Annotated in this window: 13 protein-coding genes and 1 tRNA gene; 10 read left to right on the forward strand and 4 right to left on the reverse strand. The window is 56.1% G+C overall.

The annotated features are described in order from the left end of the window. Positions 1–41: 41 nt before the first annotated feature. The 3 genes from alaS to R5L00_RS07485 are packed head-to-tail and all read left to right on the forward strand — an operon-like array spanning position 42 to position 4,306. Complete coding sequence (alaS, locus tag R5L00_RS07475; protein ID WP_317654004.1) at positions 42–2,630, forward strand: alanine--tRNA ligase; 2,589 nt, start codon at positions 42–44, stop codon at positions 2,628–2,630. 42 nt (positions 2,631–2,672) lie between these two features. Then, positions 2,673–3,623, forward strand: coding sequence for a thioredoxin-disulfide reductase (gene trxB / locus R5L00_RS07480; RefSeq protein ID WP_317654005.1), 951 nt, complete (start codon positions 2,673–2,675; stop codon positions 3,621–3,623). Positions 3,624–3,655: 32 nt separating this feature from the next. Continuing rightward, a complete protein-coding gene (locus R5L00_RS07485; RefSeq protein ID WP_317654006.1) occupies positions 3,656–4,306 on the forward strand; it encodes a Smr/MutS family protein in 651 nt (216 codons plus the stop codon). Positions 4,307–4,370: 64 nt separating this feature from the next. Here R5L00_RS07485 and R5L00_RS07490 read toward each other — a convergent pair whose 3' ends face one another. The 3 genes from R5L00_RS07490 to R5L00_RS07500 all read right to left on the reverse strand — a co-directional run bounded on the left by R5L00_RS07490 (position 4,371) and on the right by R5L00_RS07500 (position 6,784). Continuing rightward, positions 4,371–4,766 carry a TraR/DksA family transcriptional regulator gene (locus tag R5L00_RS07490; RefSeq protein ID WP_317654007.1) on the reverse strand — a complete coding sequence of 132 codons (396 nt, stop codon included), beginning with the start codon at positions 4,764–4,766 and terminating at the stop codon, positions 4,371–4,373. A 48-nt stretch (positions 4,767–4,814) separates the two neighbouring features. Further along, entirely contained in the window at positions 4,815–5,354 is a 540-nt protein-coding gene (locus R5L00_RS07495) for a peroxiredoxin (RefSeq protein WP_317654008.1), read from the reverse strand. A gap of 167 nt (positions 5,355–5,521) precedes the next feature. Beyond that, the gene (locus R5L00_RS07500; RefSeq protein WP_317654009.1) at positions 5,522–6,784 is read right to left on the reverse strand and encodes an MFS transporter; all 1,263 of its coding nucleotides are present in this window, start codon (positions 6,782–6,784) and stop codon (positions 5,522–5,524) included. Between the two features lie 30 nt (positions 6,785–6,814). Here R5L00_RS07500 and R5L00_RS07505 point away from each other — a divergent pair. The 6 genes from R5L00_RS07505 (at position 6,815) to R5L00_RS07525 (ending at position 12,205) form a co-directional block, all read left to right on the forward strand. Continuing rightward, positions 6,815–6,890: transfer RNA gene (locus tag R5L00_RS07505), tRNA-Arg, on the forward strand. A 347-nt stretch (positions 6,891–7,237) separates the two neighbouring features. Beyond that, complete coding sequence (locus R5L00_RS07510; protein WP_317654010.1) at positions 7,238–7,771, forward strand: hypothetical protein; 534 nt, start codon at positions 7,238–7,240, stop codon at positions 7,769–7,771. A gap of 485 nt (positions 7,772–8,256) precedes the next feature. Further along, positions 8,257–8,727 (forward strand): helix-turn-helix domain-containing protein, encoded by a 471-nt coding sequence (locus tag R5L00_RS07515; RefSeq protein ID WP_317654012.1) that lies wholly within the window; start codon positions 8,257–8,259, stop codon positions 8,725–8,727. After that, entirely contained in the window at positions 8,724–9,038 is a 315-nt protein-coding gene (locus tag R5L00_RS15835; RefSeq protein WP_411555596.1) for a CHC2 zinc finger domain-containing protein, read from the forward strand. The genes R5L00_RS07515 and R5L00_RS15835 overlap by 4 nt, the downstream gene beginning before the upstream one ends. A 40-nt stretch (positions 9,039–9,078) precedes the next feature. After that, on the forward strand, positions 9,079–11,703 hold the full coding sequence (locus R5L00_RS07520) for a DUF3987 domain-containing protein (protein ID WP_317654013.1): 2,625 nt from the start codon (positions 9,079–9,081) through the stop codon (positions 11,701–11,703). A gap of 13 nt (positions 11,704–11,716) precedes the next feature. Next, positions 11,717–12,205: a terminase small subunit gene (locus R5L00_RS07525; RefSeq protein ID WP_317654014.1), complete on the forward strand. Its 489-nt coding sequence runs from the start codon at positions 11,717–11,719 to the stop codon at positions 12,203–12,205. 104 nt (positions 12,206–12,309) lie between these two features. Here R5L00_RS07525 and R5L00_RS07530 read toward each other — a convergent pair whose 3' ends face one another. Further along, on the reverse strand, positions 12,310–12,639 hold the full coding sequence (locus R5L00_RS07530) for a hypothetical protein (RefSeq protein ID WP_317654015.1): 330 nt from the start codon (positions 12,637–12,639) through the stop codon (positions 12,310–12,312). Between the two features lie 86 nt (positions 12,640–12,725). On the opposite strand from R5L00_RS07530, the gene R5L00_RS07535 reads away from it, so the two are divergent. After that, the gene (locus R5L00_RS07535) at positions 12,726–12,944 is read left to right on the forward strand and encodes a hypothetical protein (protein ID WP_317654016.1); all 219 of its coding nucleotides are present in this window, start codon (positions 12,726–12,728) and stop codon (positions 12,942–12,944) included. Positions 12,945–13,140 lie beyond the last annotated feature (196 nt).

The raw sequence follows: 13,140 nt of genomic DNA on the forward strand, positions 1-13,140 counted from the left end.
GCGCATGGACACCTATTCACCATTGTTCGGATGAAGCCGAGATGAAAAGCAGCGAAATACGGCAGAAATTTCTGGAATTTTTCGAGTCGCACGGCCATACGGTCGTCGCGTCGAGCCCCCTCGTTCCTGGCAATGACCCAACGCTGCTGTTTACGAACGCGGGCATGGTGCAGTTCAAGGATGTATTTCTTGGTCACGACAGGCGGTCATACGTGCGGGCGGCCAGTTCGCAGCGCTGTGTGCGCGCGGGCGGCAAGCACAACGATCTGGAGAATGTGGGCTACACCGCGCGCCACCATACGTTCTTCGAGATGCTGGGCAATTTCAGCTTCGGCGATTATTTCAAGCGCAATGCCATCAAGTTTGCGTGGGAGTTTCTAACCGTTACGCTCGCCATTCCTCCGGCAAAGCTATGGGTGACGGTATACGCAGAGGATGACGAAGCGGCCGACATCTGGATTCGCGAGGTGGGCCTCGATCCGGCGCGGCTGACGCGTATCGCCACCACGGACAACTTTTGGCAAATGGGCGAAACCGGTCCCTGCGGCCCATGTTCCGAAATTTTTTATGACCATGGCCCTGAGATCGCCGGCGGTCCGCCCGGCACACCCGAAGCGGATGGCGACCGCTACGTCGAAATCTGGAACCTGGTGTTCATGCAATACAACCGCGACGGCGCCGGTACGCTGCACCCGCTGCCCAGGCCATCGGTTGATACCGGCATGGGGCTCGAGCGTATTTCCGCCGTAATGCAGCAGGTTCACAGCAATTACGAGATCGACCTGTTTCAGGAACTGATCCGTGCGGCCGCGCAAGCCACCGGCACGGCCGATCGGTCCAGCAGCTCGCTCAAAGTGATCGCCGATCACATCCGTGCCTGTTCTTTTCTGATTACCGATGGCGTGATTCCCGGCAACGAAGGGCGCGGGTACGTGCTCAGGCGCATCATCCGGCGCGCCATCCGCCACGGCTACAAGCTGGGGCAGAAACAGCCCTTCTTTTATTTACTTGTCGAACAGCTTGCGGGAACCATGGGGCAGGCCTACCCGGAGCTGGTGGAAGCCAAGGTCCGCGTCGCGGCGGTGCTGAAGCAGGAAGAAGAACGTTTCGCCGAGACGCTGGAAAACGGCATGCAGGTGCTGGAGACGGCATTACGGCGTGGGGACCGCCTGCTGGATGGTGAAACCCTGTTTCGACTTTATGACACTTTCGGTTTCCCCCTCGATCTCACAGCCGATATCGCGCGCGAGCGCGGCATTACAATCGACCAGCCCGGGTTCGAGCAGGCCATGGAGCGCCAGCGCGAGCGGGCCCGTGCGACGAGCAGGTTCACCATGCAGGAAGGAATCGTATATAGCGGACCCTCCACCGGATTCCACGGTTATGAAAGCCTGCGTTACGAAGGCCGAATCCTTGCCATTTACCGGGAAGGGAGCCGCGTGGACTTCATCGATGCGGGCGATGAAGCAGTCGTGGTACTGGACCATACGCCGTTCTACGCGGAATCCGGAGGACAGGTGGGCGACAGCGGCGAGTTGCTTGCGGCCAACGGCACCTTTATCGTAGGCGATACCCAGAAGATCCAGGCGGACGTATTTGGCCATAAAGGCCTGCTGCGCAGCGGCCGCCTGGTTACCGGCGACGCGGTTGTCGCGGAGGTCGACGGGTCGGCCCGGGCACGCACCGAGCGTAACCACTCGGTTACTCACCTGATGCACAAGGCGCTACGCCAGGTATTAGGCACTCATGTTCAGCAAAAGGGGTCCCTGGTCGATTCTCTCAAGACGCGCTTTGACTTTGCACACAACCAGCCGGTGACCGACGCGGAGATTCGCGCGGTGGAACAACTGGTGAATGCTGAAATTGTTGCCAATGCGGCAACGGAAGCCCGGCTGCTGCCCATCGAGGAGGCAAAAAAAACCGGCGCCATGATGCTGTTCGGGGAAAAGTACGGCGATGAGGTGCGAGTGCTGGCGATCGGGACCTCGCGTGAGCTATGCGGGGGAACTCACGTCAAGCGCACGGGTGATATCGGGCTCTTCAAAATCGTGTCTGAATCCGGTGTGGCGGCGGGCGTGCGCCGGATTGAAGCGGTGACCGGCGAGAGCGCCCTGGCTTATATACAGGAGCGGGAAGCGCAATTGCAGCACGTGGCCGATGCCGTAAAGGTCCATCCGCACGAAGCCGCCGCTCGTATCACGCAAATTCTCGATAACGTCAAGGAGCTGGAAAGGGAACTCCGGCGAATGAAATCGAAACTGGCCAGCTCTCAGGGCAATGACTTGACCGAGCAGATTCGTGAGGTAAAAGGGGTGAAAGTCCTTGCGGTGTGCCTGGAAGATGCAGACTCCTCAGCCTTGCGCGAAGCGGTGGATTCATTCAAGCAAAAACTCAAATCCGGCGTTGTCGTTCTTGCCGCGATCGAAGATGGAAAAATCAAGCTTACGGCCGGCGTAACCGCTGACCTGACCGCAAAGGTGAAGGCAGGCGAGCTGGTCAATTTCGTCGCCAGGCAGGTCGGCGGCAAGGGTGGCGGCCGCCCCGACATGGCTCAGGCAGGCGGAACCCAGCCCGACGATCTGCCGGCGGCATTGGACAGCGTGGCCGGCTGGGTTGAGCAACGGCTCTAGCATTTGTAGCTTAATTTTTAAATAACCTTAAGAACTCAAAGAATGACAAGCAGACACTCCCGCCTTCTCATCCTCGGTTCCGGCCCTGCCGGATATAGCGCTGCGGTGTATGCCGCCCGGGCCAATCTCAACCCGGTGCTCATCACCGGGCTCGCACAGGGCGGTCAGCTCATGACCACGACCGAAGTCGATAACTGGCCTGCGGACGCAATGGGCGTGCAGGGTCCCGAACTGATGGAACGCTTCAAACAACATGCGGAACGGTTCAATACGGAAATCCTTTTTGATCACATCCATACCGCCAAGCTGACGGAAAAGCCCATCACGCTCATCGGCGATGCCGCCACCTATACCTGCGATGCGCTGATCATTGCCACTGGCGCTTCCGCGCAGTATCTTGGCATACCCTCAGAGGATGCATACATGGGTCGTGGGGTGTCCGGTTGCGCAACCTGCGACGGATTTTTCTATAAGGGGCAGGACGTCGCGGTGATCGGGGGCGGTAATACCGCGGTGGAAGAGGCGCTATATCTCTCCCATATCGCGCGTAACGTGACCGTTGTGCACCGGCGGGAAAAATTCCGCTCGGAAAAGATCCTGATCGACAAAATGATGGAAAAGGTGAAAGGCGGCAACATCAAGCTGGAACTCAATCACGTACTGGACGAGGTGCTGGGCGACACCTCCGGCGTTAACGGCATGCGTATCAAGAGCGTTCAAGACAATTCCACCAAAACGCTCCCTTTGCAAGGCGTATTCATTGCCATTGGCCACAAGCCCAACACTGACATTTTCCAGGGCCAGCTGGAAATGAGAAACGGCTACATCCTCACTCGGAGCGGGAACGAGGGCAACGCTACCGCCACCAGCATCCCGGGAGTGTTTGCGGCGGGTGACGTCCAGGATCACATCTATCGGCAGGCCGTGACCAGTGCCGGCACGGGCTGCATGGCTGCATTGGACGCAGAAAAATATCTGGACGGGTTGTCGTGAACGCCAGAGCAACTGCGGCTTGAAAATCTCCCATGAAACGGCGGGACAAAAAGCCTGCGTTTAGTGCGTTACCCGGGCCGGCAAGCGGCCCTGCAAATGGTCCCGCAGGAACCTCCACGAAAGAGCCGGCCGCCGGGGTGGGTGATAATGCCTCCAACGATGACGGGGCCGCCTTGTTCCGTCAGGCGGTCCAGGGCGTTTCGCGGCTGACGGCTTCCGATAAAGCCCCTCTGCCCAGCAAGCATCCCCCGCCCATACCACGTCAAATTCCTGCCCACGAGCAATCCGCAGGCGGTGAAGCGCTATCCGATCATATTGCGCTGGAGATCGGCGCGGGCGATGAGTGGGCATTTTTGCGGCCGGGCGTATCGCGCCAGACTTTGCGGCGATTGCGGCGTGGTTACTGGAAAATCGAGGCACAACTCGATTTGCACGGGTTTACTCGGGAGGAAGCGCGGCAGGAGTTGGCGGTATTTCTTGATGAGAGCAGCAAACGGCGCTTTCGTTGCGTGCGCGTAATACACGGGAAGGGGCTTAGCTCGCCGAACCATGAGCCTGTGTTAAAAACCCGGGTGGGCAACTGGCTGGCGCAACGAGCGGATGTGCTGGCCTTCTGCCAGGCCAGACCGGAGGAGGGCGGCAGCGGCGCCGTGCTGGTGCTTTTGGCCGCAACGGGAAAGTAGCTGCATTGTTACGAGCTCGCGTGGTTGGAATCGGTCAGGATTGGGCAGCCACCACCTCAGAGAATCAGAGCGTAGGATTCGGCTCGTGAGAATAAGTCTTTTCATGCAGGCTCTGGCAACGCACGCAGCGCCGGGCAGTGGGGTACGCCAATAGTCTCTCAAAGCCAATTTCTCCTCCGCAATCGATGCAGTCGCCGAAACCCGGTTCCGCCAAACGTTTCAAGGTTTCCTCTACTTCTCGTATTTCGCGTACCTGGCGATCCACGAGCGCCGCATTGACATCCACCAGCATGTCGGCAACCGACTCATCGCCGGGATCAGCAACGCTGCCGGCCAGGTCGGCATAATGCTCGTTGCCCGAGCGCTCCAGTTCGCTTCGAATTTCCTCCCTCAGTTCCAGATAGCGCCGTTGCAGAACCGCTTTAATTTGCGCCAGTTGATCGTCGGTAAGGTCTGCCATCGTAGGTTTTCCCGTTAGTGATATCAATGTCCGCTTTCATAACATAGCTCACGAATTCGGTCTCTGCCCACTCTTCAGCTTCTTTAGGTCCTCGATCACCTCAGCGGAATTGCGAGAAGTGCTCGCCGATAGGTAAATTTTGGCAATCCTGCCCTGCGGATCGATCATGAACGTATTCCGCTTAGCCATGCTGCCATCGCCGCGAAGCGAGTCATAACGCGCGGCCGTCTCGCCCTTGCTATCCGCCAGAAGCGGGAACGGAAGGCTGTATTTTTTGGCAAAGTCCGCATGGCTGGCGGTATTGTCCACGCTTACCCCAACGACCTGCGCGCCCAGTTCTCCAAGCTGATGGATATCGTCGCGAAATTTGCAAGCCTGCTCGGTGCAGCCCGGCGTATCGTCCTTGACGTAGAAGTACAGCACCAGCCACTTGCCTCGAAAATCCGACAGCTTATGCGTCTGGCCATTCTGATCGGGCAGGGTGAAGTCCGGCGCGGCCTCCCCAACCTTGGGTCCTGCTGCATGCGCATGATTCGCGAAGAACAGCGTCGCTGCCATTAGCAGCGTAAACATCGTCCGTGATTTCATAATATGTCCCTAAAAAGTATCAAATGAGGTGTGAGGTTTGAGCGGGAGCGGGTTGAGTGTTTAGCAGAGCGTAACCCATCATCCAGTTCCGGGGCATTTTCGGTGCTCCATTATCCCAGGCTCAATCACTGGGCCTGCCGTCGCGGCCAACCACCAACATATCCGGCTCATCTGACCGGCTGCGGTTTGCGAACGGGCCAGGCCCACATCCGCAACAACAGCGCGGATAGCGCCGCGAGACTTCCGGCAAAGAAGAACGCCATAGCGGCACTCTGGAACTGCCAGATCGACCCGAACAGCAGCCCGGCCGGAATTGCCGCGATGCCCACCATCAGATGATACCAGCCGAAGGCGGTTCCGCGTTCGCGGGGGCCAGCATAGTCACTGATGATCGCGCGCTCCGCACCCTCGCTCATGCCGGCGCAAAGGCCGTAGAAGATGCTTACGGACCACAGCCCCACACTGTGCTCTACCGTGCCAAGCATCAGGAACGAAACCGCAAAGGTTGTCCAGCCGAGCAGCATCAGCGCCCCACGCCCCAGGCTATCGGCCAGACGTCCTCCCCAAGTGGAGGTGGCGGCCTTGCACAGATTCAATGCGGCCCAAAGCAACAATAATTCGACCGTGCCGACGCCCAATTGGTGCCCCAGTAGCAGGATGAAGGTTTCCGAGGCGCGCGCGAAGGTGAACAGCATCAGCACCAGCAGATAGCGCCGCATGGGCAACGATAAGACTGACCAGCGCAACGGCGGCAGCGTAATAAGAGTAGGGGCAGGAGCAGGGCCTGGAGCTGCGGCATGGTCAGGGGCGGGTTTCCCCTTGTTTTCTTCCTCCACCCCCACCCCTAGCAGAAGCACCGAAACAAAGCCCGGCACCGCCGACCATAGGATGACGTCCGTGAGGCTCAAGCCCGACCATGTCAGCACCGCAGCGGCGGCAAGACTCCCTGCCACGGCGCCGCCATTATCCATAGCCCGATGATAGCCGAACGCGTAGCCGTGCATCCCGGGCGGAGTCGCGTCTGCCACCAGTGCATCCCGCGGTGCGCTGCGCAAGCCCTTGCCCACCCGGTCGATACTACGCAGCACCAGAATCACCGGCCAGGAACCGGCCAGCCCCAGCAACGGCCGCGCAATATTTGAAAGGGTATAGCCAGCGACGGCCAGTCCCTTGCGCCGGCCGCTCATGAGGTCGGAGTGGCGTCCCGACCACAGCTTGATCAGACTTGCTACCGCGTCGGCCACGCCCTCGATCAAGCCCAGGGCGACCGGTCCGGCGGCCAGCACCGTCGCGAGCAATATCGGGATGAGTGGTATCACGATGTCCGAAGCAAAGTCATTGAAAAAACTGACAAGACCAAGAACGATGACGGTGCGCGGCAGATTTTTGGGAGGGGGATTTTCTTGAGGTTCTTCAGCCGGTTTATTCATCCCGGCATATTAGCGTAAAATGCTGTCACCGCCCTGGTAGCTCAGTGGATAGAGCGACCCCCTCCTAAGGGGTAGGTCACACGTTCGATTCGTGTTCAGGGCGCCACGGATTCAGTGGGTTACGCTCATATCCGTAAACCAGAATTCCAACGGGGTTACGCCGGGGTTACGCCGGGGTTACGTCACATGCCAGCAGACCCTAAATCTCCCGTTTCCAATAGCTCGTCGGCACGCTTTCTGGCAGGCCAAGCAGCGTGCAAGTTTAGCCATTATCGGCAAAAGCCTTAACCATAAAAACTTGAGCACGACGGCAATCTACGCGGCTCGATCTGGATCCTGTACGAGTAGTATCAACGCGGCGACAAGCGCCGTGATGGCGGCCGGTGGACTATTTGAGAGTATGAGCGTAGTGAAATTTAACCGCAGCAAAGGTTAGTCAGGGGGACAACGATTGTGGCAGAGCGCGAAAGGAAAAGCTTGAGTTTTCCGGATTGGGCACCGAAAAACTTGGTTGAGAGATATCACCACTATCCGCACCCAAGAGAATACGGCGATGACATGTACCCGCCCTGTCCATTTGATCCGGATCAACATATTGATCAGCTTCGTAAGGAGAGTGCGAAATTTAACCAAATGTCCAAGCAACAGCAGGACAACTACCGTACCAGCTTGAACCGGTCGGAGTTTGGCCTGCCCCCAGAAGTGGGTAAAGAACTGCTTGGCACGTTGCTCACCGATCTTAGAATGGCACCTGTCTGGTCTTCTCTTGGGAAAAAAATTAAGGAAGGGGCGGGGTTCCTCTATTTCTGGGATCAATGTCAAAGATCTGTTTTGGGGTGGTTGGGTGGGCAAAAACGGAGTTCAAAGGAGCACGAGGCTCACTTCCTGAAAATCCATCATCTCGCGTTGGAGTTATCGCTCGCCATGAACGACACGGAAGAGTTTCAAAATTTTTCGGCGGCCGAATTAACTAACCGAGTCCCTTGATTCAGTACGCAATGTACTAAACCTTGAAATTTGTCGACCGGGGGGCGTAGAAAATAATGACGATTTCACCCGTTTTGCTCTGGCCGAAGCAATGCCCACCCTGCATCAAATGCTGGATTACGTTGCAGCCCAGGCGCTTCGGTTTTCGCAGGAATCCCCATTAGTCCGGAAACCCAAGTCGAAGAATGCGGCACACAATATTTTGTCCGGACCCTCTCCCGATACATTAAAGAAGAATATGGAACACCCATGCATGAAGTTGTAGCTGCCACCGCAGGGGTCATCTTTGATCAGCCAGATATCGACCTGGATTACGTCAGTAAACTCGTCCGATATTAGAAGGACGGTTTTATCCTTTTATTTTAATCATCGTTCCTGGAGGATTATTCCTGAATTCATAACAAAATCCTCCTACTCCATCCCGCGTCATTTCTCCACAATGTCCCCGGTTGCTGGCCATTTACAGCGAAACACCAGGGAACATCATGCCTACCAAAGTTCTATTTGAATCAATCCTAGCCGGTCGAGCGGCTGATCCACTGTTGTCCAACGCGGAAGCAGCTATATATCTGGATCTCGCGGAAAACACCCTGCCCGTTTGGCGCTGCACTGGGCGTTACGACATTCCCTATATAAAAGTCGGCCGGCTTGTGAAGTATCGCAAATCCGACCTCGATGCGTTCCTCCAGCGCAGGACCAAAGGCCGGATTGACGCAGAGGTTATCACCAACCAGTTACATCCCTTAGACGAGGTCGATCAATGTCCGAAATCGCGGACAAACGCGCCAGGGTCATTATCAGAACAGCGCCAAGCTTCCGCCCCCAAGCGCTATCGCAGGTCGAAGGGCGGCACCGTAGATCCGCCGGATTTTTCGTCCGGACCTCCGGGGGACGAACCACGGGACAACGATGAACATCAGCGAACGGAAGACAAGCGTTACAGGAGGCGGAAATGAAACTAACGAGTCGCGCTGGGGGTGGAAACAGGCCCCCCTCCTCTTTTAGGCGAGACCTGCTCCCCATACCCTACAAATATTATAAGGGTCAGGGGCTGAAATTATCGGGCGGAGGCGAATGGAAAAACGCACTTTGTCCATTACACCACGACACCCGGCCCAGCCTTCTGGTACACCTCGTTTCTGGTGCCTTCCGTTGCATGGGTTGCCAAAAACACGGCGGCGATGTTCTTTCCTTTCACATGCAACGATATGGGTTGAGATTCCGCGAGGCGGCAAAGCAGCTCGGAGCATGGGGGACGCGGACATGAGCGAAACCCCGGAAGATGCGGCAGGCGTCTGGCAAAACATATGCTGGCAGAAGGCTATCTGCCGCAAGCCCTGCACATGTACACGGACCAAGATGGCAACGTCCTCCACTGGGTGATCCGCCTCAAGCATCCCAACGGGGCCAAATGGATCCGGCCAATGAAGCTGCAGGGCGAAGAATACATACTGGGCGAACCAGATTACTCGCGCGGGAAACCGCTTTATAACCTTCGAGACCTAGCGAAACGTCCTCTTGATCCGGCTATTGTTGCGGAAGGCGAATGGTGCGTCGACGCTCTTTCAAAACGCGGTGTGTTGGCCACTACCACCGGGTCTGCAGATTCTGTGCAAAAAGCCGACCTGCGGCCTCTGGCTGGTCGGCCAGTCAAGATTTGGGCCGATAACGACGAAGCAGGCCAGCGGTATGCTATTGCAATGGCGGACGCATTGAGACAGTTAGATAGCGTTGTTCAGCTAGTGGACGTTGCTTTACTGGGCTTGCCTATTAAAGGAGATGCAGTGGACTGGTTGACTGCTCATCCAATCGCAACCGGAGCTGATATTCATCAGTTACTCACTATAGAGCAACATCGAGCTTCGGGTTCCGCATCGGAAACTGCGAAGAAACAGGCCACGTGGACCCCAGACAGCAGCTCGCCGGATAGCTCGAATTGCTGCAAATGGGATGATCCCAAACCGATCCAGGCGCCGTTGCCGCCCGTTTCCCCATTCGATGCGCAGGCACTTCTACCGGGTCCTTTGGGCAACTGGGTTCAAGATGAAGCTGCACGCATGCCCTGTCCTGCGGACTTCATTGCGGGGGCAGCGATAGTAGCTCAGGGCAGTCTCATCGGTGCCCGTTGTGCGATTAAACCGAAGACAAAGGATTCCTGGTGCATTGTTCCAAACGTTTGGGGTGGTTGCGTCGGTTTACCGTCAGCCAAAAAAACTCCAGCTTTGAACGCGGCCCTAAAACCGCTCGACCTGCTGATCGCAAATGCCATGCGGGCACATCAAGCAAGGATGGATGAGTTCGAGACGGATAAGGCTGTATTCGAAGCTCAAGGTGAGGTCCTCGAGGAATTGTTGAAAACTGCGGCAAGAGAAGCCATAAAGAAGAGCCTGGCAGATGGCAAAAAGGCGGAGGCTGAGGACTCGGAAATCGCCCAGACGCAAGATTCCGGAAAGAAGAAGCTCGACGACGCCGCCGAGAAATTGAAAGATCACCGGAAAAAGATTAAAACACAAGCACCCCTGTTGCGGCGGTATAAGACTAACGATACCACCATCGAGAAATTAGGTGAAATGTTGCGGGAGAACCCGGCGGGGTTGCTAGTCGTACGGGATGAGCTGGTTGGGTTGCTGGCATCATGGGATCGGAGCGGGCACGAGGGTGACCGGGCTTTCTATCTGGAGGCATGGAATGGCGATAGCAGCTTTGACACAGACCGAATCGGACGTGGCTCCATTCACATTCCTAATTTATGTGTATCTATCCTCGGGGGCATACAACCAGACAAGCTGACACGTTACCTTGAGCAAGCCGTAGATTCGCTGGCGAACGATGGCATGCTGCAACGCTTTCAGATCCTGGTATATCCAGATCCTCAGATTTGGGAGTGGCGCGACCGCGCTCCGAATAAAGATGCCCGCGACTCTGTTCTCGCCATATTTGAAGCCCTGGTGGACTTCGATCCGCTTGACTTCGGGGCAGAGCCTGCTGATGACTCTGTGAAATTCCCGCATTTCTGTTTCGACACAGAAGCCCAGCAGATCTTCATCCAATTCTCCAATGATCTGCATCGGGTAAAGCTTCCCAATGAAGACCAGCCCATCATTGCCCAGCATTTGGCCAAGTTTGACAAACTCTTTCCGGCGATCGCCCTGATCCTGCATCTCGTCGACTGCACGGCAACAGGAAACAGCGGGCCGGTAACCGCAGATTCCGCACGGCGTGCAGAGGCATGGTGCAAATATCTGGAAGCCCACGCGAGACGGTGCTACGGGCTTCTCATCGATGACGGGTTGCGATCAGCTCAGGCATTGGCGGAAAAGGTGCGAGCAGGTAAGTTGGCCAACGGATTCACGGCGCGGGACGTACGTCGTAATCAGTGGCGCTATCTAACCCGCGAGGAGACGGTTCAGGCCGCGCTGGAATGGCTTGAAGATGAATGCTGGTTACAATCACGAGAAATCGGAGGAATGGGACCGGGTTCTGGGCGACATTCGTGGCGTTACTATATCAATCCAAAAATCGGTGATTCGAAGAATGCCGGCAGCGTGGTACAGATAGATAGTCCCGAACGTGACAACCGTAAAAGTTTGAAAACGGGAAATCAGGATACTGCCAATACCGACGATAGAAGTCTAACGGCAGTAACGGCAGTACCCAAACCGGGCAAATCTGGAGATTCGCAATCTTCTAACGGCAGTAATGGCAGTACCCAATCAGGGAGTTTTCGAGAAAATGGGACCAAAACCGATGTGATGGTGCTCTTGACGCCTTCAGAAGAGGCACAGATTGTGGAATTTCTGGAGTATATCGGTGAGACCGATCCCCCAGGTGTCGCCGACGTGCTAAAACAGTGCAGAATTGATGTAGAGAAACGGCAGTACTACTTGGGGCAAGCTGCAAAGGCATTAGATGGCAAGGCTTCTATTAAATGACAAGAGGAGCGAAATGCGCAGTGTAAGGCAAGCTCAGCTCACGTTAAAACAGCAAAGGTTCGCCAATGAGTATTGCATTGACCTCAACGCTACTGCGGCTTATGTCCGTGCGGGCTACAACGCCAGAGGTAACGCAGCTGAGGCTTGTGCATCCCGGTTGCTAAGCAATGCTAAGGTTCAGCAAGCCATCCAGGAAAAGGAAAAGATAGCTGCCAGCCGACTGGAAGCAAGCACCGAAAATGTTCTGCGCGCGACCTCGGCGCTCGCTTTCTCCGATATACGCAGGCTGTTCAATGTCGATGGCTCCCCCAAGTCTATCCATGAACTCGATGACGCAACGGCTGCTGCTATCTCATCGATTGAGGTCGGCCAGATGATGTCCGAGGGCAAGGTGATAGGGCGCGTTTGCAAGATCAAGCTCTGGGACAAGAACAGCGCTCAGGAGCGGCTGTTCAAGCACCTCGGCCTTTTCCGGAAGGAAAACAACCTCAGCCCACAGTAAGCAATATCCAGATATCGTTTGTGTCTGCAGGTGGAAAGGGAACTGGACAACTGGAGCCCGGAAAACTTGATGAAGCTTAGACCGTCCACTCTCCGTGTTACCGATCAGAAGCCTGGTAAGGGCTGTATGCCTAAACCTGGAACGGTCGGCGCGACAATTGCAGGCGCGTTAGTCGCGTAGGGATTGTTCGGCGAGTCGTTGGAATAGCGCGAACCGTATTGACCATAGGGATTATTGACGGAATCTGCTGAATACTCGCTGCCATATCGACCGTACGGATTGCTCGTGCTGTTCGCGTCGTACTGGTTGCCGCCAAGATTGCCAAGAAACTTACCCGTGGCCGGGTCGATGAGCGCCGGTGGACCGGCTAAAGACAATTCGAATGCGAGGGCAAGAAGTAACCCGACCAGAAACGATGTGCCTTCCTTGTTCATCGTGCTTCTCCTATTGATTGTCCTTCAATTGCTCCGCGGACCACGACACCTCATATTGATCTTACGTCTTTTCGGATCGATAACAAGTGGATCTTGGTACAGCTTTTCTGGATGACGTAGTGGGAGTTGATGCGGTTGAACCGAAGCGCGTCCGCTACAGGAGGGAGTATGCCGAGGAGCGGCTTGTCGGTACGATCAAGCAACACATATCAACGCCGCAGAATATGGCGAGCGTCACGGAATACGTTGACGTACTGTTACCGAATACGTTGACGTACTGGATAAGCCGAGCCGCTGCCCTTTGACCTTGTTTGTGGGCGATAACACCGCTTTTTAGTACCGGAAAGTGCGGAAGTGAAGGAAAAAATAGGCAAATCGACAGGAATGGCCCTACAAGGCCCATGAAGAGATTATCGGCTCTGCTTGAGGCCATCCTATCAAGCACGCGCAGGATTTTCATTAATGCCGCTTTGGAGAGGGGCCGAAACTATCGAAGTATGA

This window comes from Nitrosospira sp. Is2 (assembly GCF_033095785.1).
Taxonomy (GTDB): Bacteria; Pseudomonadota; Gammaproteobacteria; order Burkholderiales; family Nitrosomonadaceae; genus Nitrosospira.